This window comes from Flavobacterium panacagri (assembly GCF_030378165.1).
GTDB classification, from domain to species: domain Bacteria; phylum Bacteroidota; class Bacteroidia; order Flavobacteriales; family Flavobacteriaceae; genus Flavobacterium; species Flavobacterium panacagri.
On record NZ_CP119766.1, the window covers coordinates 3,262,948 to 3,286,048 of the forward strand.

Below are 23,101 nucleotides of genomic sequence, written 5' to 3' on the forward strand. Positions count from 1 at the left end.
ATCAAACAATGAAAAAAAGATATAAACTGCCTGCATTGCCAATCTTATTTGTGATTCTTTTTAGTCACAGTCTTTTGGCACAAAAATTAGGTAAAACGGAATGGTTTGATCCTAATAAACCAGCAACTACATATTGTAATCCAATTAATATTGGCTACAATTATACCACTCACAATCACAATGGAATTCCAGAATCTCGTCGTTCAAGCGCTGATCCTGTTATTATAACTTACAAAGGAGAGTATTATTTATTTGCCACTAATCAAGCAGGTTTTTTCTGGAGCAAAGACATGTCAGATTGGAATTTTGTTTACGGAAGTTTTCAAAGACAGCCGGGAGACGATGATCAATGTGCTCCTGCAGCTTGGGTTGTAAATGATACCTTATTTTACGTAGGATCAACTTGGAAAAGAGACCATCCCATCTGGAAAACTGCCGATCCAAAATCAGGAAGATGGACACGTCACGTAGACAAAGCAATGCTTCCAACTTGGGATCCAGCGATTTTTCAGGATGATGACAAAAAGGTATATATGTATTATGGTTCAAGCGGAAAACTACCGCTTGTAGGTGTTGAGGTGGATTATAATACTTGGCTCCCAAAAGGTAATCAGGCAGATTACGCAATATTATATAAAGCAACAGAAGTAGAAGATATTCAAAAACCTTATGGACAGATTAAAGAAGTCGTTGGTTTAGATCCTTCTGCTCATGGTTGGGAACGTTTTGGACCAAATAATGATATGGAACCAGCACCTTGGGGAAATTTCATTGAAGGAGCCTGGATGACCAAACACAACGGAAAATACTATATGCAGTACGGTGCGCCAGCAACAGAATTTAAAGGGTATGCAAATGGTGTCCATGTTGGCGATAATCCGCTTGGGCCGTTTACCTATCAAAAACATAATCCAATGTCTTACAAACCAGGCGGATTTGTGATTGGAGCAGGACACGGAAATACTTTCGCAGATAATTACGGAAATTATTGGAACACTGGAACTTGTAAAATCTCAATCAAAGATCGTTTTGAGCGACGCATAGATATGTTTCCAGCTGGATTTGATAAAGATGATGTAATGTATTCTATTACTTCTTATGGCGATTTTCCAATCGTTTTGCCAACAAGTGAACGCGATCAAACAAAAGGCGCTTCATCGGGTTGGATGTTACTTTCGTATAAAAAGCCTGTAACGGTTTCTTCTTCTGAAGAATGTATGGAAGTAGAAACACACAGAATGGATAACGGTGGCAAAAAAGTCTATGAGAAATTCTGCTACGGCCCCGAGAATTTAACCGATGAAAATATTCAAACCTATTGGTCAGCTAAAACAAGTAATCCTGGTGAATGGCTTCAAATGGATTTAGGAAGACCAATGGAAGTAAAGGCGCTACAGATTAATTATGCAGATCATAAAGCGACGCAGTTCAATAAAGCAATGGATATTTATTACCAATATAAAATATTCATGTCTGATGATGCTCAAAACTGGACGTTGGTAGTAGATAAATCTAAAAATGATAAAGATGCACCACACGATTACGTAGAATTGACAAAGCCATTTAAAGCGCGTTATATCAAAATGGAAAATATCCATAACGCTTCTGGATTATTTGCCATTTCAGATTTCAGAGTTTTTGGAAACGGATTAGCTTCAAAACCAAAAGCAGTGGCTTCATTTAAAGTTGATAGAAACAAAGCAGATTCCAGAAACGCCATGATTTCTTGGAAAAAACAAAACGATGCCGTTGGTTACAATATTTATTACGGAATTACTCCAGATAAATTATATAATAGTATTATGGTTTATGGCGACAATACGTATGATTTTAGAGGTTTAGATAAAGGAACAAAATATTATTTCACTATTGAGCCTTTTAATGAAAATGGTATTGGTTCAAAAAATAAGATTATCGAAGTAAAATAGATTTTATTTTAGGAATATTAAAAAGCTCCGATTGCAAATTGAAGAATTTGTAATTGGAGCTTTTTTTTGAGAAAAGGTTGAAGAAAAAGCTTTCGAACTGTCTGAAATTTTGTTCCTTTGTGAATACGCCATTGGCAGAATAAACTCCAAAATTACTATAGAAACTATGAAAAAAACGATTCTTTTAACTGCTTTAGTTTTAAACGGATTGCTGTCATCTGCTCAGACAAATGACGAAAAAAACATCAAATTATTTTATAAAAAAGCTTTAACCGAAGCAAAATGCTACACTTGGTTAGAATATTTGTCTAATGATATTGGAGCTCGTTTATCTGGTTCTAAAGGCGCTGCTGAAGCGGTAGAATATACCAAAAGACAATTAGAAGCATTAGGTTTAGATAAAGTCTATCTTCAAGAAGTAATGGTGCCGCACTGGGTTCGTGGCGAGAAAGAAACTGCTTATATTTTAGACGGAAAAGTAAAAACAAATGTGCCAATCTGTGCTTTAGGAGGCTCTATTGCAACACCAAAAACGGGTCTTACAGCAGAAATAATTGAAGTTCAAGGCATAAAAGAACTAAACGAACTTGGAGCAGACAAAGTAAAAGGCAAAATTGTTTTTTTCAACAGGCCAATGAATCCTGAAAACATTGAAACTTTTACATCTTACGGAGCATGTGTTGACCAAAGATATGCTGGTGCAAAAGAAGCTGCAAAATTAGGAGCAGTTGGAACAATTGTACGTTCAATGAATTTACGTTTAGACGATTTTCCTCATACAGGAGCGCAAAGTTATGGCGATTTACCAAAGGAACAATATATTTCAACAGCAGCAATTAGTACAAATGGAGCGGAATTATTGAGTAAATCTTTAAAAGCAAATCCGTCTTTAAAATTTTATTTCAAGCAATCTTGTGAAACCTTACCAGATGTATTGTCGCATAACGTAATTGGAGAGTTAACAGGAAGTGTAAATCCTGACAATATTATGGTTGTAGGCGGTCACTTAGATTCTTGGGACTTAGCTGATGGTTCTCATGACGATGGAGCAGGAGTAGTGCAGAGTATGGAAGTAATCAGAATTCTTAAGAATTTAAATTACAAACCTAAAAATACGATTCGAGTGGTTTTATTCATGAATGAAGAAAACGGCGGAAAAGGCGGTGCTAAATATGAAGAAGTTTCCAAACAAAAGAACGAAAACCATATTTTTGCTTTAGAAAGTGATTCAGGCGGATTTTCTCCAAGAGGATTTTCTATTGAAGCTGATGATGCGAACTTGAAAAAAATACAAGGATTCAGAGACTTTTTTGAGCCTTATTTAGTACATAGTTTTACCATTGGACACGCAGGTTCAGATATCAGTCATTTAACGTCTAAAGCGATTGTAAAAGCAGGTTTAAAACCAGATTCACAACGTTATTTTGATTACCACCATGCAGCAAACGATAAATTTGATGCCATCAACAAAAGAGAGTTAGAATTGGGTGCTGCAACGATGACTTCTTTAGTTTATTTAATTGACCAAACCGGAATTGAATTGCCAAAAGCGAACTAAGATTTTTAAAATCGACATAGAAAATAGGCTGTCATTTTTGACAGCCTATTTTTTTATGCCAAAAACGATAAAGCATTTTTGGCATAAAAATTCCGTAGGAATGATTCATATTGTAGCAACGGATTTTAATCCGTTGTGAGATTATGTAGGCTGCAAAAAGTTCCAGCTGAACGATCAATATAATAATCAATTTTTCATGACAATTAAATAATACAAATAGGTTATTGGAATATTAGAAAGCAATAATAAAATCTTAATTCCAATTTCTTTTCGTTGTTGCGGTAAATGAATGAATCTATCTGTCAAATGAACAAACATGATGAGGTTTACAATTATTGCAAACAAAGCAAACGGCCAGGCAATAACCAAAACGTTTGGACTTTCATTTGAAACGATATAAAGCATAAATAGGACTGTACTGATAATAAATGTGCCAACAGTCAGTTCGATAGATTGTTTTTCTTTAAAAGGTTTATCCTGAATAGTTTTCATAGAAATTAAATTTTAAAAGTTTGTTGAATAGATGGAATTGGAACTAAAAGCATTTTCGAAAAGTCCAAATAATGAAACGGAAGTGCCTTTTTTCCTTTTTTGTATTGTTCAATGAAGTATTTAATTCGTTTTGGATAAAAGAGAGTTCCTGTTAAAATAACCATATACAAATACAAGCTTCTTTTTCCGTTTCCGAAAAGATAATACTGCATTCCGATTTCTTCATAAACCGAAACTCCTGTATTGGTCAGTACATGAATAATATCGTGATCTTCCAGTTTTTCCTGAATATCAAAATGATTGTTATAAAGAAAATTTCCCAACCCCAATCCTAAACTTTCTTGCGGATAATCCAACAATTTAGTTTTATCAATTTTCCAAGGTTCATTTTTCTTGAAATATTTTTGATACGGTTTTTTAGAAGATTCATAAAGTTTCTCAATCAAATAATCTCTCATAAATTGTATTTTTAAAAAGTTCTTTGAAATTCAAAGTTAATTGGTAAATAAAAAAGCTAGGAATAATGAGTCAGCTAGCTTTTTGCTATTTAGTAAGTGTCTATAACAGTTTTCAGTAAACTAGAATCGGAAAGGTCAGAAGGAGCAACGACTTTCTCTTCCAACGGAATATCATTGCCATAACGTTCTTTTAGTATTGTTTGAACCCTTGGATCAGTCAAATTAAATTCTTTCAATTCACGAAGTTTTGACAACTCAATTCCTGCTGCATTTTTATAAATTTTCCAAACCAACTCAGAGCAGTAAATCCTGTTGTCTGTCCATTCAAAATAAGCATCATATTCTTTACCATCAAACTGCTGACTGTAGTCTTTCATTTTTTGCAAAACTTCCGGTTTTAAAACAGTATCATTTTTTAATCTTTTAACCACATATTTACTGTCTCTTCCATGTTTGATCCAATCTTCAAGCGGTGTTAGTTTCACAGGCTGAACGGCTTCAAAAACAAACCATTTTCCGTCAATATCATAAATAATTCCACAATGCGAAAACTTAGAATTCGTTGCAATACGAACCGCCTCACATTGTTTAGATTCAGAAGTCTGAAAAATTATATCGCCATCTTTGTATTTACTAGCAACTTTCTTTTCCTGTTTATTTCCGGTAAACGGATTATTTGGAAAAACTTTTAGACTAATAAATAGAGCACACCCAAAACTGATGACGAATGTAATCAACGGAAATAAAAATTTCTTACTTTTCATAAAACACAATTTAAAGTACTTTGAGTTGCAAAGTAAATAATAAAAAAAATAGCTGCCAAATAAAATGACAGCTATTTTCTAAATTTATTTACGAAATATTAGATTCTAAAGATTCCTCCAACAGCAATAATTCTTTGAAAATAAGTAAAGTGCTGAGAAGCTTTATCTTCGTTGCTTGTAGTAGTTCTAATATCCTGCATATTGATATAACCTCCTTTTAACTCTCCTTGGATATAAAAATGTTTGAAAAAAGTAACGTTAAGACCCGCTTTTGCAGAAACACCGTAACCAGAAACATGAAAATCATCATGACGTTCTTTGCCCAAAAGAGTAGTATTGGTTTTTGGATACAAAACTCCAACTCCCAATCCTTCAGTTAAATTAATCTGAACTTTATCAATGTTTGGTAATCCAAACCATTTAGAAACATCATCAAATCTCGCAACTTCTGTGTTGATGTAGTTTAAACCATCAGTATGCTCATACATTAAAAAAGCCGGGCCGTTTGTGTTTATTTCACCATTTCCATAACCGCCTTCTTGAGCTCCTCCTTGAGACATATCAACAGGAGTATGGTTGTAATTACCATTGTAAATTGATGCAGGATCATCTGCAGGCAAATTGATGTTTCCGGTAACATTTGCAATTTGATTTTGTGCCATTACATATTTCATGTGGTCTACACCAATTGTAACACTGTAATGATCGCTAAAAAAGTAACCCAATCTTAAATTAGTTTGCGGAATTGTCATATTAGCCGGATTGATATAATCAACATGCCATCCTTTTGGTTTGTCATGCGCTTTCATATCTTCAACTGTAAAATTGTAATCTTTACCTCTAAAGTTTACATCAGATTTTGAGTAACTCTCTCTGTTACCACCCCACATCACAAAGAATTTTCCTTTGTTGTGCGCGGCGTATTTTTGTACTGGTATTTCTTCCTGAGCAAAAGTGTTTAGAGAAACACAAGTCAGTAAGAAAAATAAAATTTTTGTTTTCAAAGAACTTAAGTATTATAAATTAAAATGCGTTAATTGTTTTTCTAATAGCAACTAACTTGTTCATTAAACCTTCAAAATAGTCTAAGTGTAACATGTTAGCGCCATCACTTTTTGCATTTGCAGGATCAAAATGCGTTTCAATAAAGATTCCATCAACGCCAACAGCAATACCAGCTTTAGCAACGGTTTCAATCATATCAGGTCTTCCGCCTGTAACTCCTGCAGTCTGGTTTGGCTGTTGCAATGAATGCGTAACATCCAAAACAGTAGAAGCATATTGCTGCATAGTAGGAATGCCTCTAAAATCAACAATCATGTCTTGGTAGCCAAACATGGTACCGCGATCTGTAACCATAACATTTTCGTTATTACAGTCCAACACTTTTTGCACGGCATGTTTCATGCTTTCTGGACTCATAAATTGTCCTTTTTTCAAGTTTACTGTTTTTCCAGTATTTGCGGCTGCAACAACAAGATCAGTCTGGCGCACTAAGAAAGCAGGAATCTGTAAAACGTCTACATATTGCGCAGCCATATCGGCATCTTCGTTTGTATGAATGTCAGTAACAGTTGGAACGTGAAAAGTTTCAGATACTTTTCTTAAGATTTTTAAAGCTTTTTCGTCACCAATTCCAGAGAAACTGTCAATTCTAGAACGGTTTGCTTTTTTAAAAGATCCTTTAAACACATAAGGAATCTGAAGATTATCGGTAATACCAACTAATTTTTCAGCAATTCTCAGCGCCATTTCTTCTCCTTCAATGGCGCAAGGCCCCGCTAATAAAAAGAAATTTCCGCTGTCAGTATGTTTAATTTGTGGAATATGTTGTATGTTCATAAAATTTATTTTTTTGCACTGCAAAGGTAGTCATGATTTATGAATACCAGATTAAGATTTAAGATTATTTTATGAAGCCATTCCTGCTATTCGCTTCAATATTTTTCTCTAAAACTTTTTTTTCCAATGGCTGTTCAGGAGCTTCCTTCGGTCGCTCTGCCCAGCCAGGAAAAAATAAGTTTTAGAGAAAAATGATTTCCGCTGCTATCAGGGCTAGGACTTTAGTGGAATTACAATAATTCATCTAAAATCATATTTGATAATTTGGTTGCAATATTAGGATATCAAAAGAAAGTAGTAAATGATATTTATCATGTTTTATGATTCTCCAGCGTTCTTTATTTAAACCTCATTAAGAGCTATTTCTTTTAATTGAATTTGGAAAAATTAAGTTAAATTGTTAATCCCAGAAGATCTTTTGGCTAGAATATAAAACCTCCAAAAATAAATTTGTCCAATAAAAAACAAAATATTCAAGAAAATATTGATAAAAACTACAATTCGGATACGATCCATAAAGCCTTCAGAACCAAATGAAGTTAGTTCATAAAGACTAATTCTTCCAATAAATAGCGCTGGAAACGTAAATAAAAGATAAGTAATAAAAAATTTTAAAGCTATCTCTTTTTTGATTTTGAAAAGTTTCCACCCACAAATTGCAGTCACAAGAAGTACAAGGAATTTAATCGAATTAGAAATAATCTGTCCAGGAATAATGGTAGTGTTCCAGCCGGGAACTATTGATGATAAAGAATCCGAATTAATAAGGAGAATAGCTATATGATAAGGGAAAATACATATGCATAGTAATAAGAGTATTACAAAAGCAGATTTAGTATTAATCATAACTAATTCTGCTTCAATCTCAATCCCATAGGAACCATTAAAATCCCTTTTTCATAGATATTCAGATAAAGTTTAATCGGCTTTTTTTGCCCTTCCCAAGTCAATTCATAAACATTTAAAAATCCGGCACCCATATTACTTCTTTTGGTAGGGAACGGACAACAGGTTTCCAGTTTTGTATAGGTAATTTTTTCACCGCTAGGCCCAGCAAGAGCATTTAGAAAACGGTTTTCGTTTAAGGTCTCACTGTTTGTATTCTGGAAAAATAGATTAACAGGATAGTCAGGGTCATAACCGTATTTTTTGTCTTTAGCAAATTGAGTAATGACAAAAGTATTGTCCTTTTTTAAAACCAAATCAGGCGCATTGTCGTCTACATTTTTTAAAGTCGATTTGGTGCTTACGCAAGAAGAAAAGGTAATTAATAAAACAATAAAAAGAGTTATTTTTTTCATGAGGTAATACTATAAACTAAGATTCTTTTACTTTTTTTGGGTTTAGTTTTAAAATACCAAGCACAATCAGATATTGTGCCAGAAGGTAGGTAATCATTATAAAAAATGAACTTTTTGGAATAGGTGTATAAAACTTATTCACAGCCAATATACTATCTGAAATGATAAAGAAAAAAGCACCTAAAAACACCAATAGATTTCCTGGTCTTTCCCAAACCAAAAGCCCGTTAAAAGCAAACAAAAGCATAATTGAAATGACTGTGGCGTAAATAGAAACTGGAATTTCAAGATCGCCTAAATGTGGCATTAATAAAGACACCATTCCAATTAAATATGTAGCAATTAAGATGCTTCCAATTACAAAAAATGTTTTGTTTTGTTTTTTTCTCACTCTGTTCAGTTTGTTAAACAAGATACAGTAGAGAATATGTGCTATTAAAAAGGATACTAGACCTATAATGAAATAGATTTCCCCAAGATCAGTAAAAAGCAGGACAACATCTCCAATCCAAGAAAATAAAAGGGCAATCAATAAAGTATTCTGAGTTGGAAATTTTCGGTAAAAATAAACCGCAAACCCTAGAATAGGTATTAAAATAGGCTTTAAAAAAAGATCGAAACGTTCATGACCAAGCACCAGAATAGCTAGATAAACGATGCTGAAAGCTATAAAAAGTTTAAAAAATGAAGAGTTTCTCATAATAGGGGATTATGAATTATATATCGGTTTTGGTTGGTTTTTAAAATCATAACGAACAAAATATACTGTCGCTATAATTGATAGTATTGAATATGTAAAAATAATATAATTACCAATTGGAATTACATTATTTAAACCAAACCAGTCTCCATAATAGCTTATAATGCAGATTACGATGCCCAATCGTAAAATTTCCCACAAAACAGCAAACCTGTTTTTGTCCATTAACTCTGAATAACTGTAAATGGTAATGAAAATAAAAAAGCCATAAACAAAGATATTTGGAAGTCCAATCTTAGCGATATTATCAAAAAGAAAACTAACAAATAATAAGGTTATCAAAACTTGAGCAACAGACCAATATATTAATCTTTGAGAATTCTGCGTTCCGTATTTTTCAAAATCAAAAACATTTTCAATTTTATTTACCGGATATTTTTCTTCAAAGTTTTCAGGACGCCATCCAGTGGGTTTAAACCAAATCGTGAATTTGTCTTTCCATTTTGGGGCACGCCAGGCATCTTTTATAAGCAAAGTTAAATGTTGAAAATTAATCTTAATTGGATTCCAGGTATTAGCAGGCCTTGTGATTCCGAAAACTGGTGGAACGTCATCTAATTCTTCCTGAAAAGTGCCGAAAAGTTTATCCCAGAAAATAAAAATCTGAGAATGGTTTTTATCCAAATATTCAGGATTTATGGCATGATGCACTCTGTGATGAGATGGAGTAACCAAAATATGCTCTACAAACCCCATTTTTTTTATATGTTTGGTATGATACCAAAATTGTAAAAACAAATGAATAGGAAGCGTAATGGCAATTACAGAAGCTGGAACGCCCAACAAAGCGGCAGGAATTAACAAAAAAGTAAATAGATTGACCAAACTCGCAATGGGCTGACGAAGCGCACAGGATAAATTAAATTCTTCACTGCTGTGATGAATCGCATGTTTGTTCCAAAGAAAATTGATTTGATGTGCCAAACGATGACTCCAATAACCGTAGAAGTCAATGACAAAAAAAGCAATGAAGTAGGAGAGAACGTTTGCTTCTAAGTGCTGTAAAGCAATTTTTGAAACCAGCCATTCGTAGGAAAGAAAAGTAATACTTAAACCCAAAACATCTTTTACGGAATTTGTAATTCCAGAACTAATGCTGGATACGCTATCAATTAGAGGTGCCGTATCATTTTTAGTATAGATGCCGTATATTTTTTCGATGATAATTAAGGTCAAAAAAATAGGCATTGCAATAATCAATATCTTTCCATATTCCTCCATAAAAAAAGCATTCTATTTCATCCAAATATAGAATAAAATAGAATGCCTTTTGAATTATTTTCAACTAAACAATTTCAGCGCTCAGTCCTGCTTCTAAAAGTTGTGTACATTGTGGTTTTAATTTGTCAATCGGGCCTGTTTTTACAGTGCATTTCCCGTTGTAATGTACAATTAAAGAACACTGTTCAGCTTGTTCGGCTGTGTGGCTGCAAACACGCATAAGAGTGTCAATTACGTGATCAAAAGTGTTTACGTCATCATTGTAAACGATAATTTCGTTATTGAAACCCGTTGCTTCTTTCTCGCGAATTCTTTCTCTAACTTTTTCTTTAGTACTCATTTTGTTTAAGTTTTTGTACTGATTTGATTATCAATATCTAATTTACGTATTTTAATGATACCCAGTTGTTTCTTTGAATCTTTTTAACATAAGTTAAACCTTTCTCAACACAAGAAGCATCGATAAACGGAATATCTTCTTCGTAAAAACCACTGAATAATATAATTCCTTTTGGATTCAAAGCATCAACATAAGCCTGCATGTCGTTCAACAAAATATTTCTGTTGATATTGGCAATAATCAAATCATATTTTTTACCTGCCAATAAAGCAGCATCGCCCTCATAAACGCTGATGTGTTTACAATTATTGCGTTCGGCATTTTCAATAGAGTTTAAATAACACCAGTTGTCAATATCAATAGCATCAATAGGTGCTGCACCTTTCATTTCAGCCAAAATAGCCAAAATAGCAGTACCGCATCCCATATCAAGAGTCTTTAGGCCTTTAACATCCATTTCCAATAAATGCTGAATCATCATGTGGGTTGTTTCGTGATGACCTGTTCCAAAACTCATTTTGGGCTCGATTACAATATCAAATTCGGCATTCGTTTTTTCATGAAAAGGAGCACGAACATGGCATTTTCCATCAACATCAATAGGTTCAAAATTCTTTTCCCATTCCTCGTTCCAGTTTACCTGATCGATTTCTTCAATAGTATATTCAATCTTAAACTCTTCTGATTGTAAAATATAAATATCATCCAGAATATTCTCATCCCATAAATCTTTCTTCACAAAAGCCGAAATTCCGTTTTCCGTTTCTGTAAAACTTTCAAACGCTTTTTCGCCCAATTCTGCCACTAAAATTTCTGAACCCAATTCTTTTGGTTCAATAGTAAAATGATATCCTAAATAGATGTTTGACATAAATAAAATTTTTTGCAAAGGTAACAATACAAAGTAAAATCTATCAAGAAATGTAAAAGAACATTCCTAATTTAAGAATAATTTAAAACAAAAAAGTGTTCGCACGAGCGAACACTTTTTAATATGTAGAATTTCAAAATCTAAAATCTAAAATCTAAAATCTAAAATCTAAAATCTAAAATCTAAAATTAGATAGCTGTAACGATTGCTAAGAAATCATCTGCTTTTAAAGCAGCGCCTCCAATTAAACCACCGTCAACGTCTGGTTTAGAGAAAATTTCTTTAGCGTTTTCTGGTTTTACAGAACCACCGTATAAGATTGAAACTTCATCAGCGATTTCAGCTCCAAAAGCTTTACGGATAGTTTCTCTGATGAATTCGTGCATTTCTTGTGCTTGTTCTGGTGAAGCAGTTTCTCCAGTTCCGATAGCCCAAACTGGCTCATAAGCTAAAACCACTTTTGACCAAGATTCTTTTGTGATGTGGAATAATCCGTCACGTAATTGATTCTCAACAATATTGAAATGATTATCAGACTGACGGTCTTTTAATTCTTCTCCGAAGCAGAAAATAACAGTCATATCATGTTTTAAAGCAGTATCTACTTTGTTTGCGATTAAAGCATCTGTTTCGTGGAAAATAGCTCTACGCTCAGAGTGACCTAAAATTACAGTGTTAACACCAATGCTAGTTAACATATCAGCAGAAATTTCTCCCGTAAAAGCACCGCCTTCAGCTTGGTGAACATTTTGAGCAGAAACACCGATAGTGGTATTTTTTAATTTTGCAGCAGCTGCTTGTAAGTTTACAAATGTTGGAGCTACAATTACTTGTGCATTTGTTTTAGCTGGAATTTTAGCTACTAATTCATTTAATAATTCTTCAGTCTGTGCCGCATTTTTATGCATTTTCCAGTTTCCTGCAACAATCGATTTTCTCATTTTGGTAGTTTTTATTATTTTTTAATTTTTTGTTTTTGAAGGATGTCAAAATTGCAATTGTAATTGAATTTTGACATTGAAATTGTATTTGTTATTGTAATTGAAAATTATTTCAATGATTTTAAAGTTTCATCGATTTTAGCAAAATCAGTTTCGATAGCGCGGTAAAGGACAATTTTACCTGTTTTATCTACAACAATGTATCTTGGAATCCAGTCTAAATCGATCGCTTTTCCGAAAAGACCTTTCATTCCGTCATTCATCATATAATGATCACCTTTGTTTAATTCGTGTTTTTCGATTCCAGCTTTCCATTTGTCAGCTGTTTTATCAGCCGAAATGAATAAGTAAGATACATCAGGATTATTAGCTTGTAATTCTTTTAATTTTGGCATTGCTTTTACGCAATCACCACACCAGGAAGCCCAAACTTCAATCACTAAAGTTTTGCCTTTGTATTTTTTTAAGATGTTTTTAAAGGTAGTTTGGCTGTCGTCTGTTCCTAATAATTTTTCGGCTAAAGCTTCTTTGGAGAAAGCTGTTTTTTGAGCCTGAGAGCAAGAAAAGGTAATAAATGCAATTACTACTAAAGCAATTTGTTTCATATGTAAAATAAATTATTTTTAAAATTAAGTACTGAATTCACAAAGTTAAACAAACAATTTGAAAGCCAAATGGAGATTAACAAAATTTGAAGACTCGTTTGTTTTGTAACAATAAGTTAAATTTCGGTTAGAAAAACGAGAATGAAATCGTAATAGTAGAGGAGAAATTTGAATGATTTTCTAAACTTTACTTTTCGAATCAGAAAAAAAAGATTGTTTTTTTGATTTAAGGAATAAAATTGAGAGCAAAAAAACGTCAGATTTCAATAAAAAAGTCTCCAAATAAATTGAATCATTTGAAGACTTTATTGCTTGTATTTTCCACAATTTTTAATTCAGATTATAATTTCCATTTGCCCATTTTTTACTTGGAACAATCCATTCGTCTAAAGCTTTATATAAAAAACCATGTTTAAGATTGGTATTCAATTCTATTTCTTTAAAATGATTGACTTTCAGTTTTGAAGTTTCTTTGCGTTTGATTGCTGAAACACCATAAATATCTGATTTCTCGTAAATGGTTAGAATGTTACCACAGAAATTAATATCCGGAATTTCTTTTATGTCAACATCTCTGAAACATCCAATAAAAACAAAATTCATTTCTGGATTGGCCACAAAAGTCGAAACGTATTGGGCAATATAACCACCTTTAGAAGTTCCGATTACGGTAATTTTATTCGGAGCAATTCCTTGTTTTAGAAGTTTTTTGATTTGTTTTGTTATCTTTTCGGCGTAGTCGTATGCATTCGTATTTTTCTTTCTGATTTCGCTATAGACAACGAAACCGTCTTTTCGAAAAGAAGCTAAAATTTCATTGTATTCAGCTTTTCCATATTCTGGATGTGCAACATTCAAAGGATTTTCTTCTATAAACTTATTGTGAAGGAAAAAGATATAACGTTGGTCTTTTTTTAATGTTTCGGATTGGCTAAAACTTGTTTGAATTAAGAAAACAATTAGTAAAAAGGTCAGGAATGACTTTGAGATTTGTTTCATAGATTTTCTTGTTTTTTTAGAATAGCGATAATAAATATAGAAAATAAAATATCTAATTTAATATTTTTCTTACGTTGTATTTTGAATGAAAAAAGCGCCAAATTCTAATTGAATTGGCGCTTTTTAAATTTAGTATATTGAAAATCCTACAACTTCAAATCATCAACATCGTTGTAATGTACTTTTTGAACAATAGTTCCGTTTTGAACTACCACAATACTTGGATTTGCTCTTTCAACGGTTTTTAAAGCTGTTCCGTCGCAGAAATAGAATTCTGTATCCAAGTTATATTGTTTTTTAGCTTTTGCTATTTCATCTGCTCCGGAAGCAGTCATTCCAATCACTTTATATCCTTTAGCTTTTGCATCACCACTTACTTTTGCTAATTTTTTCATTCCTTCAGGATTTGATAAATTCAAATCGTAGGTAACAAAAATTAATAGTTTTGGCTCTTTTAACAACTCTTCTTTATAATCAGAATCGTCTTTTGTCATGGTGAAATCATGAATTGGAGGAACGTAACCTTCAGAAATTACCTTGTCTTTTCTATCAACGAAAGTCGCGCCTTCCGGGATATTCATTAAATCTTTCTCCGTAAATTCTTTTTCAACACCATTTACTTTGTAGATAAAAATCATTTCAACCACCGATTTTGGTGCACCTTCTGGAATTTCCATTCCTTTCTCAATGTTGGTTCCCACTTTATAAGGACGGAAATCCTTTATCGGATTGTGATTTAAAACCCAAACCGCCATAAATACACAAAGAATAATGCTGATTAATACAACGATATTGGTAATCATTTTTGAAAATAAAGGTTTTACCAATTTTTTATTGATGAACAAAATCAAAATAAAGAAAAGTAAAACAACATCTTTTGTGAAAGACTGCCAAGGTGTTAAGTGTAAAGCATCTCCAAAACAGCCACAATCTTTAACGACATCAAAATAAGCAGAGTAGAAGGTAAGGAATGTAAAGAAAACTATTAAAAGCAATAATGCCCAAATCGTTAATTTTGATTTGTAACCCACTAAAAGCATTACACCTAATACTACTTCCAGAATTACTAAAAAGATAGCTAATCCTAAAGCCAATGGCTCTAAAAATGGCATATTGAAAACGGGTTCGCTAAAATATTCTGCTAATTTATAAGAGAAACCAACTGGATCATTTAGCTTGATTAATCCAGAAATGATAAATAGGATGCCGACAAATAATCGGGAGAATTGGGTAATGATGTTTTTCATGGCTAATATTTAAATTTAGAAATGCAATAAAAAAATCCCAAATTCCAATCTTACTTGGATTTTGGAATTTAAAATATTGGATTTTATTTGTTTATTGGATTTAAAATTAAGGCAAAAACGGAGTAATTAATCATATCCTGATAATTCGCATCAATTCCTTCAGAAACTATCGTTTTTCCTTTGTTGTCTTCGATTTGTTTGACGCGAAGTAATTTCTGCAAAATCAAATCGGTTAAAGAGCTTACACGCATGTCGCGCCACGCTTCTCCATAATCGTGATTTTTGGCTTCCATCAAATCTTTAGTCAGTTTTACTTTAGCATCATATAATTCAGTTGCTTTTTCAACGTCCAAATCAGGTTGATCTACGACACCTAAATCTAACTGAATCAAAGCCATAATAGAATAATTGATGATTCCGATAAATTCTCCTTTTTCGTCTTCATCTACTTTACGGACTTCATTTTCCTGTAAACTTCTAATTCTTTGTGCTTTTATAAAAATCTGATCAGTAAGCGATGGTAATCTCAAAATTCTCCATGCACTGCCATAATCTGTCATTTTATTGATAAACAACGTACGGCAAACCGCGATAACATTATCAAACTCTTCGGAAGTATTCTTCATTTATATGCTGTATATTTGCTAAAATTTCTTCAAAAATAAGGATAATTTTTTAAGAGTTTCAATTTTCAGGTTTTCTTTGTTTCAAGTTTTTTCTAAACAAATTGTTAACGCTGAGAACTTGAAACTGAAAAAATGTTTCAGGTTTCAGGTTTCAAGTTCCCAAACTTGCGTAATCTGCATGAACTTGAAACTTTAAACAAATAAAACTTGAAACCAAATGTTTATTAACTGTAAAGGCGAACTTATAGATTTAACGATTCCGAAAGTAATGGGAATTCTAAACGTAACGCCAAATTCTTTCTTTGACGGAGGAAAATATAAAAATGAAGACGAGATTATTTCACAAGTTGATAAAATGCTTTCTGAAGGCGCCACATTCATAGATATTGGAGCGTATTCAAGCAAGCCAAGTGCTGAATTTGTTTCAGAACAAGAAGAAATCAATCGAATTGTTCCCGCAATAGAATTGATTTTAAAGCATTTTCCAGATGCATTATTGTCAATTGATACTTTTCGAGCAGAAGTTGCAAAAGCTAGCATCGAAAGTGGCGCAGCAATTATAAATGATATTGCAGCTGGCGAACTGGACGATAAAATGTTTGAAGTGATTGCCAAATACAACGTTCCATACATTATGATGCACATGCGCGGTAATCCGCAGACCATGCAGAGTTTGACGCAATATGAGGATATTGTAAAAGAAATGCTTTTTTATTTTTCTGAAAAAGTGCAAGAAGCAAGAGCTTTAGGAATCAACGATTTGATTTTAGATCCGGGTTTTGGTTTTGCCAAAACAACCGATCAAAATTATGAAGTGATGAAACAAATGGAACTTTTTAATTTATTAGAATTGCCAGTTTTAGCAGGAATTTCAAGAAAATCGATGATTTATAAGACACTTGATATTACACCGCAGGAAGCTTTAAATGGCACCACTTTTCTGAATACGATTGCTTTGATGAAAGGGGCAAAAATTCTTCGTGTTCATGATGTGAAGGAAGCTGTGGAATGTGTTACTTTGTTTGATAAGATTAATTAATTTATCGTTACAATTATGGAAAATCCTAATGTTTTAAATACTCTGAATGTACTTCAAAAAGTTGAAATAGATGAAAACAATGATATTCTATTTTATTTGGGAGATATACCTAGTTGGACTATAAATGAATTTAGACTAGGAATGAATGGTCCGGTTGACTTTTATGAAGTATTTAAAATAAATCTCAATTTGAATCATGCAGATAAGGTTAGTTTATATTGGAAAGCTCGTAGATTTGTTGGCGAAAAATTTCTTATAACTATCAATAAAGATAGGATGAATATCTGGAAAGGAGAGCTAGATGAGTATGAAGAACAGTGGAATTTTTTTGATGATTTGGATGAGGAAATTTTAATTTTGAATTATTCAAAGTATAATGTACCAAAAACTGTTGAAGATTGGAAAAATGATTATACTAAATTAGAAAAGAGATATTATTCATTGTTACAAGAAAAAATACAGAGTTGAATAATTTTTAAAAATGTTATTAATGATATGAAATACATTGCCTTAGCTATAATTTGTTTTTTGTTTTCCTGTGGAAAAAAAGAAGATGTATTGTTACCAAAATCAAATGTTACAATTGTAAAAGATGTACAAGATCATTCGCCTATTTATATCTTTTTTAAAACAGAAGGAAAAGATACAATCGCCGATTTAAACCGAAAAAGCGCCATAATATCTACGAATTGGATTGTGAATATAGACAAACGCCTTCCTTTGAAATTGGTAATTCCGCAAGTAATGAAAATGCAGGATAAAAAGCGTAATGAAAAAATGCATCAGAATGAAGAATCTGAAAACTATTATTCTTACGCCGATTCTATTGGAAAGAATTTAGCTTTTCTGCCTTTCACGAAAGTGTTTTATAAAATAGAAAGACCTGCTAAAGGAAGTTTTATAGTTTACTTTAAAAAAGGAAAACAACAAGTTTTTATGGGGAATCAGGAAATAAAAATAGCAGAAATATTAAAACAATTTTACAGTATAAAATTTGAAAGAGTACCGGATTTAGTCTTTTTGTTTGATAAAAATATGAGCTATGAAGAATATCTCCAATACAAGATTTTATTGCAAAAAGAGGTGACTTACAATCTCGATAAACTTCCAGTAGAGTACATTTTTTAAAACTGAACACTAATCCCGATAGCTATCGGGAGAGACTGAACACTATTTTCTACTGATGATGATAAGGTTCGTTTCGTAAAATCGTAAATCCGCGGTACAATTGTTCGATAAAAAATAAACGAACCATTTGATGCGAAAACGTCATTAGTGAAAGCGAAACTTTTCCCTGTGCTTTTTTATAAACGGTTTCAGAAAATCCGTAAGGCCCGCCAATTACATAAACCAAAGTTTTAACACCAGAATTCATTTTCTTTTGCAATTCTTCAGAGAAACCAACGCTTGAGAATGTTTTTCCGTTTTCATCCAATAAAATTAATTGGTCGGTTGGGGAAAGTTTCGATAAAATCAATTCGCCTTCTTTTTCCTTTTGCTGACTTTCAGATAAATTTTTTACGTTTTTGATGTCGGGAATAATCTCCAGATCAAATTTGATGTAAAAAGACAAACGTTTGGTATAATCGTCAATAAGAGTTTGAAGCGATTTGTTATCTGTTTTGCCAATGGCGATGAGTTTGATATTCATTGTTTTGTTTTCTTTTTTGCCACGAATTGCTCGAATTGGCACGAATTTAATTTAAACACATAGAGACATAGTTTCTCTTTGTCTGTAAAAGGCGTTTCACTTGCATCAATTCACATAGCTTCAATTGTAATCTATGTGTTAAAATCTAGATTTTTTCTAAATTCTTATATTCCTAATTTACTTTAAAATCTATGTTTCTATGTGTTTAATTTTTTTAGCACAAAGCATAGCTATTATTTTTTATTCTCAAAAACGGTTTCGAAATGTTCTACAATTGGAAATGGTTCGTAATAATGGTGTAGAATCTTTTTCCATTCTAAATACGCTTCAGAGGTTCTAAAACCTACTGTGTGGTCTTCAAGTGTATTCCAGTCCACCAGCAAGAGATATTTGTTTTCGACTTCAAGACACTTTTCCAAACGATGTCCTAAATAACCATCTATTGATGAAATGTATTGACTTGCTTTTGCAAAATCATCTTCAAATTGATTGACTAATTCTGGTTTTACATAAAGAAATGCTGCTTCTAGAATCATAGTAAATTATTTTATCTGCTTGATCAGCTAAATCTGCGGGAGAAAATTATACTCTCGCAGATTTAGCAGATTCAGCAGATTTTATTTTTATATTTTGGTTAAAAATAATCTGCAATTATCAGCTTAAATCTGTTTAAAATCTGCGTGAAACTTTTGACACAGATTTGTGAGTTTTAGTTTTTAGAAAACTTAGCTTCAAAAGTTTTAAAACGATTGTCTAAATCTTTAATCAATTGTTTTTTAACCGATTCGTCCTGAATAAAACTGTAATTGATGCTGTTGTAAACGTATTTTTTAATGGTTTCATAATTCACATCAGGGTATCTTTTTGCCAATAAAACATATTGCTCCGTCATATTGCTTCTTAAAATTCCCGCGTCGTCTGTGCTGATTACAATTGGTACATTAAAATCTTTATAAAGTGTAAACGGATGTCTGTTTTCTTTTACTTTCAAAATAAATTCGTTGCTTGCTAAATTGATTTCAATTGGGATGTTTTTTTGAGCCATATATTTCAATAAATCATACGAATTGGCTTCGTAAGCGATATCAACTCCGTGACCAATTCTGTTTGCGCCTGCTACATAAATCGCATCGTTGATGTGCCAAGTCAATTCTTCCGGCTGTACTAAACCTAAAGTCAATTCGCCGGCGTGAAGCGTATATTTTACGTCTGGAAACTTAGAGTGACAGTATTTAAACATAACCATGTGAAGCCAGTAATCTTTCATAGAAGTTTGCCCATGCTCCGGAGAAACGATATTTACACCAGCTGTCAATTTACTTTCGCTTGACGAAATAAAAGCAATTACTAGATTTTTGAATAAATCTACAGGTTCCATAAAACGAAGAACAAAGTTTTGGTAACGCATTGTGAAGTTCTCGTCATCCATTTTTAGGTCTTTGTGCAGTTTTGCTATGAAATTAGTATTGAAATCTTCAGCATATTTTTTAGCCTCTTTTTTCTGAAGTGATTTATACAATTCATCCAAAAGTTTTAGAACTGCTTTCTCGTCTTTTTGACTTGCAGCTTGGCGAAGTTTTGTGTTGAAATCAGTCAAATCGGAAACATTCATATCACACGGAATCGTAGATAATTGTGTTTCGATATAAAGTACATTTTCGGCAATAGCACGTTTTTTTAATTCCAGCATACCTTCTGCAAAATGACCTTTAATCGTAGGCTCAAATTTCATGAAAGAATCAAAAAACTGATCGTCAGAAGGTACAGAACCATTATAATCTTTAATCGACCAAGTCTGCATAACCTGTTGTTCGTAATAATCTAATTTTCCTTTATTTTTAAGAGAGGAGAAGTTTTCCCAGTTTCCTTGTGCAGGTTTGGTTTTCGAAACTGCCATAGTTTCTAAATTCAAATAAAAATCTTCTGCAATCGCTCTTTCTAAAAGCGGTTCTGCATAAACTGATCCTGAAAAATGATGGTGTAAATCGCCTCCTTTTGGCATTTGTTGAAAGAAAGCAGTTAGGAGCGCTTCGTTATTTCTGATTTTTTCTAAATAACTTTCAGCTGATTGAGAAAAGCCGATTTGTGCTATAAAAATGCAGAAAATTGTAATTATTCTTGTCATACTCTAAGATTAAATTACATGCAAATATACGACTTTCTGCGAAAATTTGAAAACCGAATTTCGTTACGTTGAATTTAACCGCAAAGAACGCAAGGTTTTTTTTCAAGCTTAACTTAATAGTAACGCAAAGTTCGCAAAGCTTTGTCTAAAAAAACTTTGCGAACTTTGCGTAATTCTTTGCGCGCTTTGCGGTTAAAAAAAACTCAGAACCTTAGCCCCTTCAAGAAAAAAGTACATCACGAATTTCTTCAACTTTATCAAAAACGCTTTTAGCAAAAGGACAAAGTGGGATAATTTTCAGATTGTTATTTCTGGCATATTCTACAGCTGCCATCACTAATTTTTTTCCAACGCCTTTACCATTGAATTCTGGACTAACTTCAGTATGGTCAATGATGAATTTAGAATCTCCAGCCCAGGTATAGGTCATTTTTCCAGCTTCTTTTCCGTCTTCTACAGCTTCAAAATAGCCTTTTTTTGTATCGTTTATTTGTTGAACTTCCATGATAATTATATTAGTGTGGTTTTAATTTCTATTGAATGTGTTAGTGTTTTATGAATCGGACAGATGTTGGCAATGGTTTCCAATCTTTGCCTTTGTGTTTCGTCAACTTCGCCAATTACTTCGATTTTTCTTGTAAATACCGATACACCTCTTTCAGAATCTCTTTCAAAATCAATTTTGACATCGATTTCTTCAACATTCCATTGTTTACGATTAATGTACATTCGTAAAGTGATAACAGTGCAGGAAGCCAATGAAGCGGCTAGAAGTTCTGTTGGATTTAAGCCTAAATTTTTTCCGCCCAATTCCTGAGGTTCATCAGAAATTAAAACATTATCGCTGGCTGATTTTATTTCTGTACGATACAAACGAGTATCTATTTTTGCTGAGATTGTATCCATAAATTATTTGATTCTTGGTTCAGGTAATGGCACAAATTCTGTTTCTCCGGGAACTTTTGGGAAAGTTTGTTCTGTCCAGTCTTTTTTAGCTTTTTCGATGAGGTTTTTGTCTGATGAAACGAAGTTCCAAAAGATAAAATGTTCTTCCGGAAACGGCTCTCCACCAAAAATGTAAACTGTAGAATTTTCGGCAATTTCAAATTCGCAAAGAGAAGCTTCAGTTGTAATTAAAATTTGTCTTGGATCGTATGTATGTTCACCATTTTTAATACTTCCTTCTAAAATATATAAACCGCTTTCGCCAAATAAATGGTTTCCAATATTGATTTTCTTAGCTTCTTTGCTTTTAATCTCAATAAAATAAAGCGGACTATAAACAGGAACCGGAGATTTTTTACCAAAAGCTTCACCGGCAATTAATTTGTACGAAACGCCATCTTCTTCCCAAGCCGGAATATCATCTGCTTCAACATGTGTAAAATTAGGCTCCATTTGCTCTAATTCTTTTGGAAGTGCCACCCAGATCTGTAATCCGTGAAGCATTTTGTCTGAATGTCTTAAATATTCAGGAGTTCTTTCGGAATGTACGATTCCTTTTCCAGCAGTCATCCAGTTTACAGCGCCTGGTTTTATTTCCAATTCTGTTCCTAAACTGTCGCGGTGCATAATGCTTCCTTCAAACAAAAATGTAAGCGTTGAAAGTCCAATATGCGGATGTGGCGGAACATCCATATTTTCATGATCACTTAAATGTGCAGGTCCCATATGGTCGATAAATACAAATGGCCCAACAGCTCTTTTTTCACGGAAAGGCAATAAACGACCTACCATAAAGTTGCCAATATTGGCAGCGCGTTCTTCGATAATTAAACTGATATTTGACATGTGGTATTATTTGATTTGAAAACAAAATTACAGTTGTGATAGAAATCTGTAACTTAATTTAGATTAAGAAAGCTTGTTTTTTGTATTTATAAAAATAAGGAAAATCGTTGAGTATGTATTAGTTTTAAATACAAGATTTAAGGATTTTAATGTATATGTGTTTTGTAGTCAGTATTTTAATGTTGTTTTGTTATTTGACTATTTCGATTTGTGTATATAAAAATACTTGTGCAGGCTCTGGATTTCCTTTTGTTGAAAAACCTTTAGGAACTCCAACTTTCTTTTTAAAATGCCCTTTGACTTTCAATTTTAAGGGCAAAGTTTTTCCATCCCAAATTTGATCAGCATCCAATAATTTGTCATTGGCTCTCTCGAGATAAATGTTCTTTTTATTGTTTCTATTCTCTATCTTCCATTGTGCACAAGGACAGCTTATGGCTGAATAATAAACAATTAAAGTCTCTTCGTTTTTAGTTTGAGAGCTGAAAATAAAAACAGAAAGAATTAAGTATAATATAAAGCTAAGTTTAATCATTAATTTT

27 protein-coding genes are annotated in these 23,101 nt (G+C 32.7%); 5 read left to right on the forward strand and 22 right to left on the reverse strand.

Annotated elements, in window-relative coordinates:
* Positions 1–8: 8 nt before the first annotated feature.
* Positions 9–1,928 carry a discoidin domain-containing protein gene (locus tag P2W65_RS14405; RefSeq protein ID WP_289658368.1) on the forward strand — a complete coding sequence of 640 codons (1,920 nt, stop codon included), beginning with the start codon at positions 9–11 and terminating at the stop codon, positions 1,926–1,928.
* 166 nt (positions 1,929–2,094) lie between these two features.
* Positions 2,095–3,486: a M20/M25/M40 family metallo-hydrolase gene (locus P2W65_RS14410; RefSeq protein WP_289658370.1), complete on the forward strand. Its 1,392-nt coding sequence runs from the start codon at positions 2,095–2,097 to the stop codon at positions 3,484–3,486.
* Positions 3,487–3,672: 186 nt separating this feature from the next.
* Here the strand turns inward: P2W65_RS14410 and P2W65_RS14415 are convergent, their stop codons facing one another.
* The 15 genes from P2W65_RS14415 to P2W65_RS14485 form a co-directional block, all read right to left on the reverse strand.
* Positions 3,673–3,978 carry a hypothetical protein gene (locus tag P2W65_RS14415; RefSeq protein WP_179003317.1) on the reverse strand — a complete coding sequence of 102 codons (306 nt, stop codon included), beginning with the start codon at positions 3,976–3,978 and terminating at the stop codon, positions 3,673–3,675.
* A 5-nt stretch (positions 3,979–3,983) separates the two neighbouring features.
* Positions 3,984–4,436 (reverse strand): hypothetical protein, encoded by a 453-nt coding sequence (locus tag P2W65_RS14420; RefSeq protein ID WP_179003318.1) that lies wholly within the window; start codon positions 4,434–4,436, stop codon positions 3,984–3,986.
* Positions 4,437–4,525: 89 nt separating this feature from the next.
* Positions 4,526–5,200, reverse strand: a complete 675-nt coding sequence (locus P2W65_RS14425) for a YiiX family permuted papain-like enzyme (protein ID WP_289658374.1) — start codon at positions 5,198–5,200, stop codon at positions 4,526–4,528.
* A 98-nt stretch (positions 5,201–5,298) separates the two neighbouring features.
* Positions 5,299–6,204: a hypothetical protein gene (locus P2W65_RS14430; RefSeq protein WP_289658376.1), complete on the reverse strand. Its 906-nt coding sequence runs from the start codon at positions 6,202–6,204 to the stop codon at positions 5,299–5,301.
* 19 nt (positions 6,205–6,223) lie between these two features.
* Positions 6,224–7,042: a 3-deoxy-8-phosphooctulonate synthase gene (kdsA, locus tag P2W65_RS14435; protein ID WP_091497082.1), complete on the reverse strand. Its 819-nt coding sequence runs from the start codon at positions 7,040–7,042 to the stop codon at positions 6,224–6,226.
* An 848-nt stretch (positions 7,043–7,890) separates the two neighbouring features.
* On the reverse strand, positions 7,891–8,343 hold the full coding sequence (locus P2W65_RS14440) for a 2-dehydro-3-deoxyphosphooctonate aldolase (RefSeq protein ID WP_179003323.1): 453 nt from the start codon (positions 8,341–8,343) through the stop codon (positions 7,891–7,893).
* 16 nt (positions 8,344–8,359) lie between these two features.
* Positions 8,360–9,043 (reverse strand): lysoplasmalogenase, encoded by a 684-nt coding sequence (locus P2W65_RS14445; RefSeq protein WP_289658382.1) that lies wholly within the window; start codon positions 9,041–9,043, stop codon positions 8,360–8,362.
* 9 nt (positions 9,044–9,052) lie between these two features.
* Positions 9,053–10,324, reverse strand: a complete 1,272-nt coding sequence (locus tag P2W65_RS14450; RefSeq protein ID WP_289658384.1) for a sterol desaturase family protein — start codon at positions 10,322–10,324, stop codon at positions 9,053–9,055.
* 64 nt (positions 10,325–10,388) lie between these two features.
* Positions 10,389–10,664 (reverse strand): ATP-dependent Clp protease adaptor ClpS, encoded by a 276-nt coding sequence (locus P2W65_RS14455; protein WP_057118487.1) that lies wholly within the window; start codon positions 10,662–10,664, stop codon positions 10,389–10,391.
* Between the two features lie 37 nt (positions 10,665–10,701).
* Entirely contained in the window at positions 10,702–11,535 is an 834-nt protein-coding gene (gene prmA / locus P2W65_RS14460; protein ID WP_289658388.1) for a 50S ribosomal protein L11 methyltransferase, read from the reverse strand.
* Positions 11,536–11,723: 188 nt separating this feature from the next.
* Positions 11,724–12,476 carry a triose-phosphate isomerase gene (gene tpiA / locus P2W65_RS14465; protein ID WP_179003327.1) on the reverse strand — a complete coding sequence of 251 codons (753 nt, stop codon included), beginning with the start codon at positions 12,474–12,476 and terminating at the stop codon, positions 11,724–11,726.
* 107 nt (positions 12,477–12,583) lie between these two features.
* Positions 12,584–13,081 (reverse strand): TlpA family protein disulfide reductase, encoded by a 498-nt coding sequence (locus P2W65_RS14470; RefSeq protein WP_091497065.1) that lies wholly within the window; start codon positions 13,079–13,081, stop codon positions 12,584–12,586.
* Positions 13,082–13,411: 330 nt separating this feature from the next.
* Complete coding sequence (locus tag P2W65_RS14475; RefSeq protein ID WP_289658392.1) at positions 13,412–14,080, reverse strand: alpha/beta hydrolase; 669 nt, start codon at positions 14,078–14,080, stop codon at positions 13,412–13,414.
* 146 nt (positions 14,081–14,226) lie between these two features.
* Positions 14,227–15,327 (reverse strand): BT_3928 family protein, encoded by a 1,101-nt coding sequence (locus P2W65_RS14480; RefSeq protein ID WP_289658394.1) that lies wholly within the window; start codon positions 15,325–15,327, stop codon positions 14,227–14,229.
* A gap of 83 nt (positions 15,328–15,410) precedes the next feature.
* Complete coding sequence (locus P2W65_RS14485; RefSeq protein ID WP_179003330.1) at positions 15,411–15,953, reverse strand: DUF1599 domain-containing protein; 543 nt, start codon at positions 15,951–15,953, stop codon at positions 15,411–15,413.
* 217 nt (positions 15,954–16,170) lie between these two features.
* Here P2W65_RS14485 and folP point away from each other — a divergent pair, with 217 nt between their 5' ends.
* The 3 genes from folP to P2W65_RS14500 are packed head-to-tail and all read left to right on the forward strand — an operon-like array spanning position 16,171 to position 18,120.
* Positions 16,171–16,992, forward strand: a complete 822-nt coding sequence (gene folP, locus P2W65_RS14490; RefSeq protein ID WP_289658396.1) for a dihydropteroate synthase — start codon at positions 16,171–16,173, stop codon at positions 16,990–16,992.
* A gap of 15 nt (positions 16,993–17,007) precedes the next feature.
* Entirely contained in the window at positions 17,008–17,460 is a 453-nt protein-coding gene (locus P2W65_RS14495; protein WP_289658398.1) for a hypothetical protein, read from the forward strand.
* A 27-nt stretch (positions 17,461–17,487) separates the two neighbouring features.
* The gene (locus P2W65_RS14500) at positions 17,488–18,120 is read left to right on the forward strand and encodes a hypothetical protein (RefSeq protein WP_289658400.1); all 633 of its coding nucleotides are present in this window, start codon (positions 17,488–17,490) and stop codon (positions 18,118–18,120) included.
* A 49-nt stretch (positions 18,121–18,169) separates the two neighbouring features.
* Here P2W65_RS14500 and rlmH read toward each other — a convergent pair whose 3' ends face one another.
* The 7 genes from rlmH to P2W65_RS14535 all read right to left on the reverse strand — a co-directional run bounded on the left by rlmH (position 18,170) and on the right by P2W65_RS14535 (position 23,094).
* Positions 18,170–18,643, reverse strand: coding sequence for a 23S rRNA (pseudouridine(1915)-N(3))-methyltransferase RlmH (rlmH, locus tag P2W65_RS14505; protein WP_289658402.1), 474 nt, complete (start codon positions 18,641–18,643; stop codon positions 18,170–18,172).
* A 233-nt stretch (positions 18,644–18,876) separates the two neighbouring features.
* Positions 18,877–19,179 (reverse strand): antibiotic biosynthesis monooxygenase family protein, encoded by a 303-nt coding sequence (locus P2W65_RS14510; RefSeq protein WP_289658404.1) that lies wholly within the window; start codon positions 19,177–19,179, stop codon positions 18,877–18,879.
* A 173-nt stretch (positions 19,180–19,352) separates the two neighbouring features.
* Complete coding sequence (locus P2W65_RS14515) at positions 19,353–20,768, reverse strand: amidohydrolase family protein (protein WP_289658407.1); 1,416 nt, start codon at positions 20,766–20,768, stop codon at positions 19,353–19,355.
* Between the two features lie 220 nt (positions 20,769–20,988).
* Positions 20,989–21,273 (reverse strand): GNAT family N-acetyltransferase, encoded by a 285-nt coding sequence (locus P2W65_RS14520; protein ID WP_289658409.1) that lies wholly within the window; start codon positions 21,271–21,273, stop codon positions 20,989–20,991.
* 5 nt (positions 21,274–21,278) lie between these two features.
* On the reverse strand, positions 21,279–21,674 hold the full coding sequence (locus P2W65_RS14525) for an OsmC family protein (protein ID WP_289658411.1): 396 nt from the start codon (positions 21,672–21,674) through the stop codon (positions 21,279–21,281).
* 3 nt (positions 21,675–21,677) lie between these two features.
* Positions 21,678–22,559: a pirin family protein gene (locus tag P2W65_RS14530; RefSeq protein WP_289658413.1), complete on the reverse strand. Its 882-nt coding sequence runs from the start codon at positions 22,557–22,559 to the stop codon at positions 21,678–21,680.
* Between the two features lie 190 nt (positions 22,560–22,749).
* On the reverse strand, positions 22,750–23,094 hold the full coding sequence (locus P2W65_RS14535; protein ID WP_289658415.1) for a hypothetical protein: 345 nt from the start codon (positions 23,092–23,094) through the stop codon (positions 22,750–22,752).
* Positions 23,095–23,101: the final 7 nt, after the last annotated feature.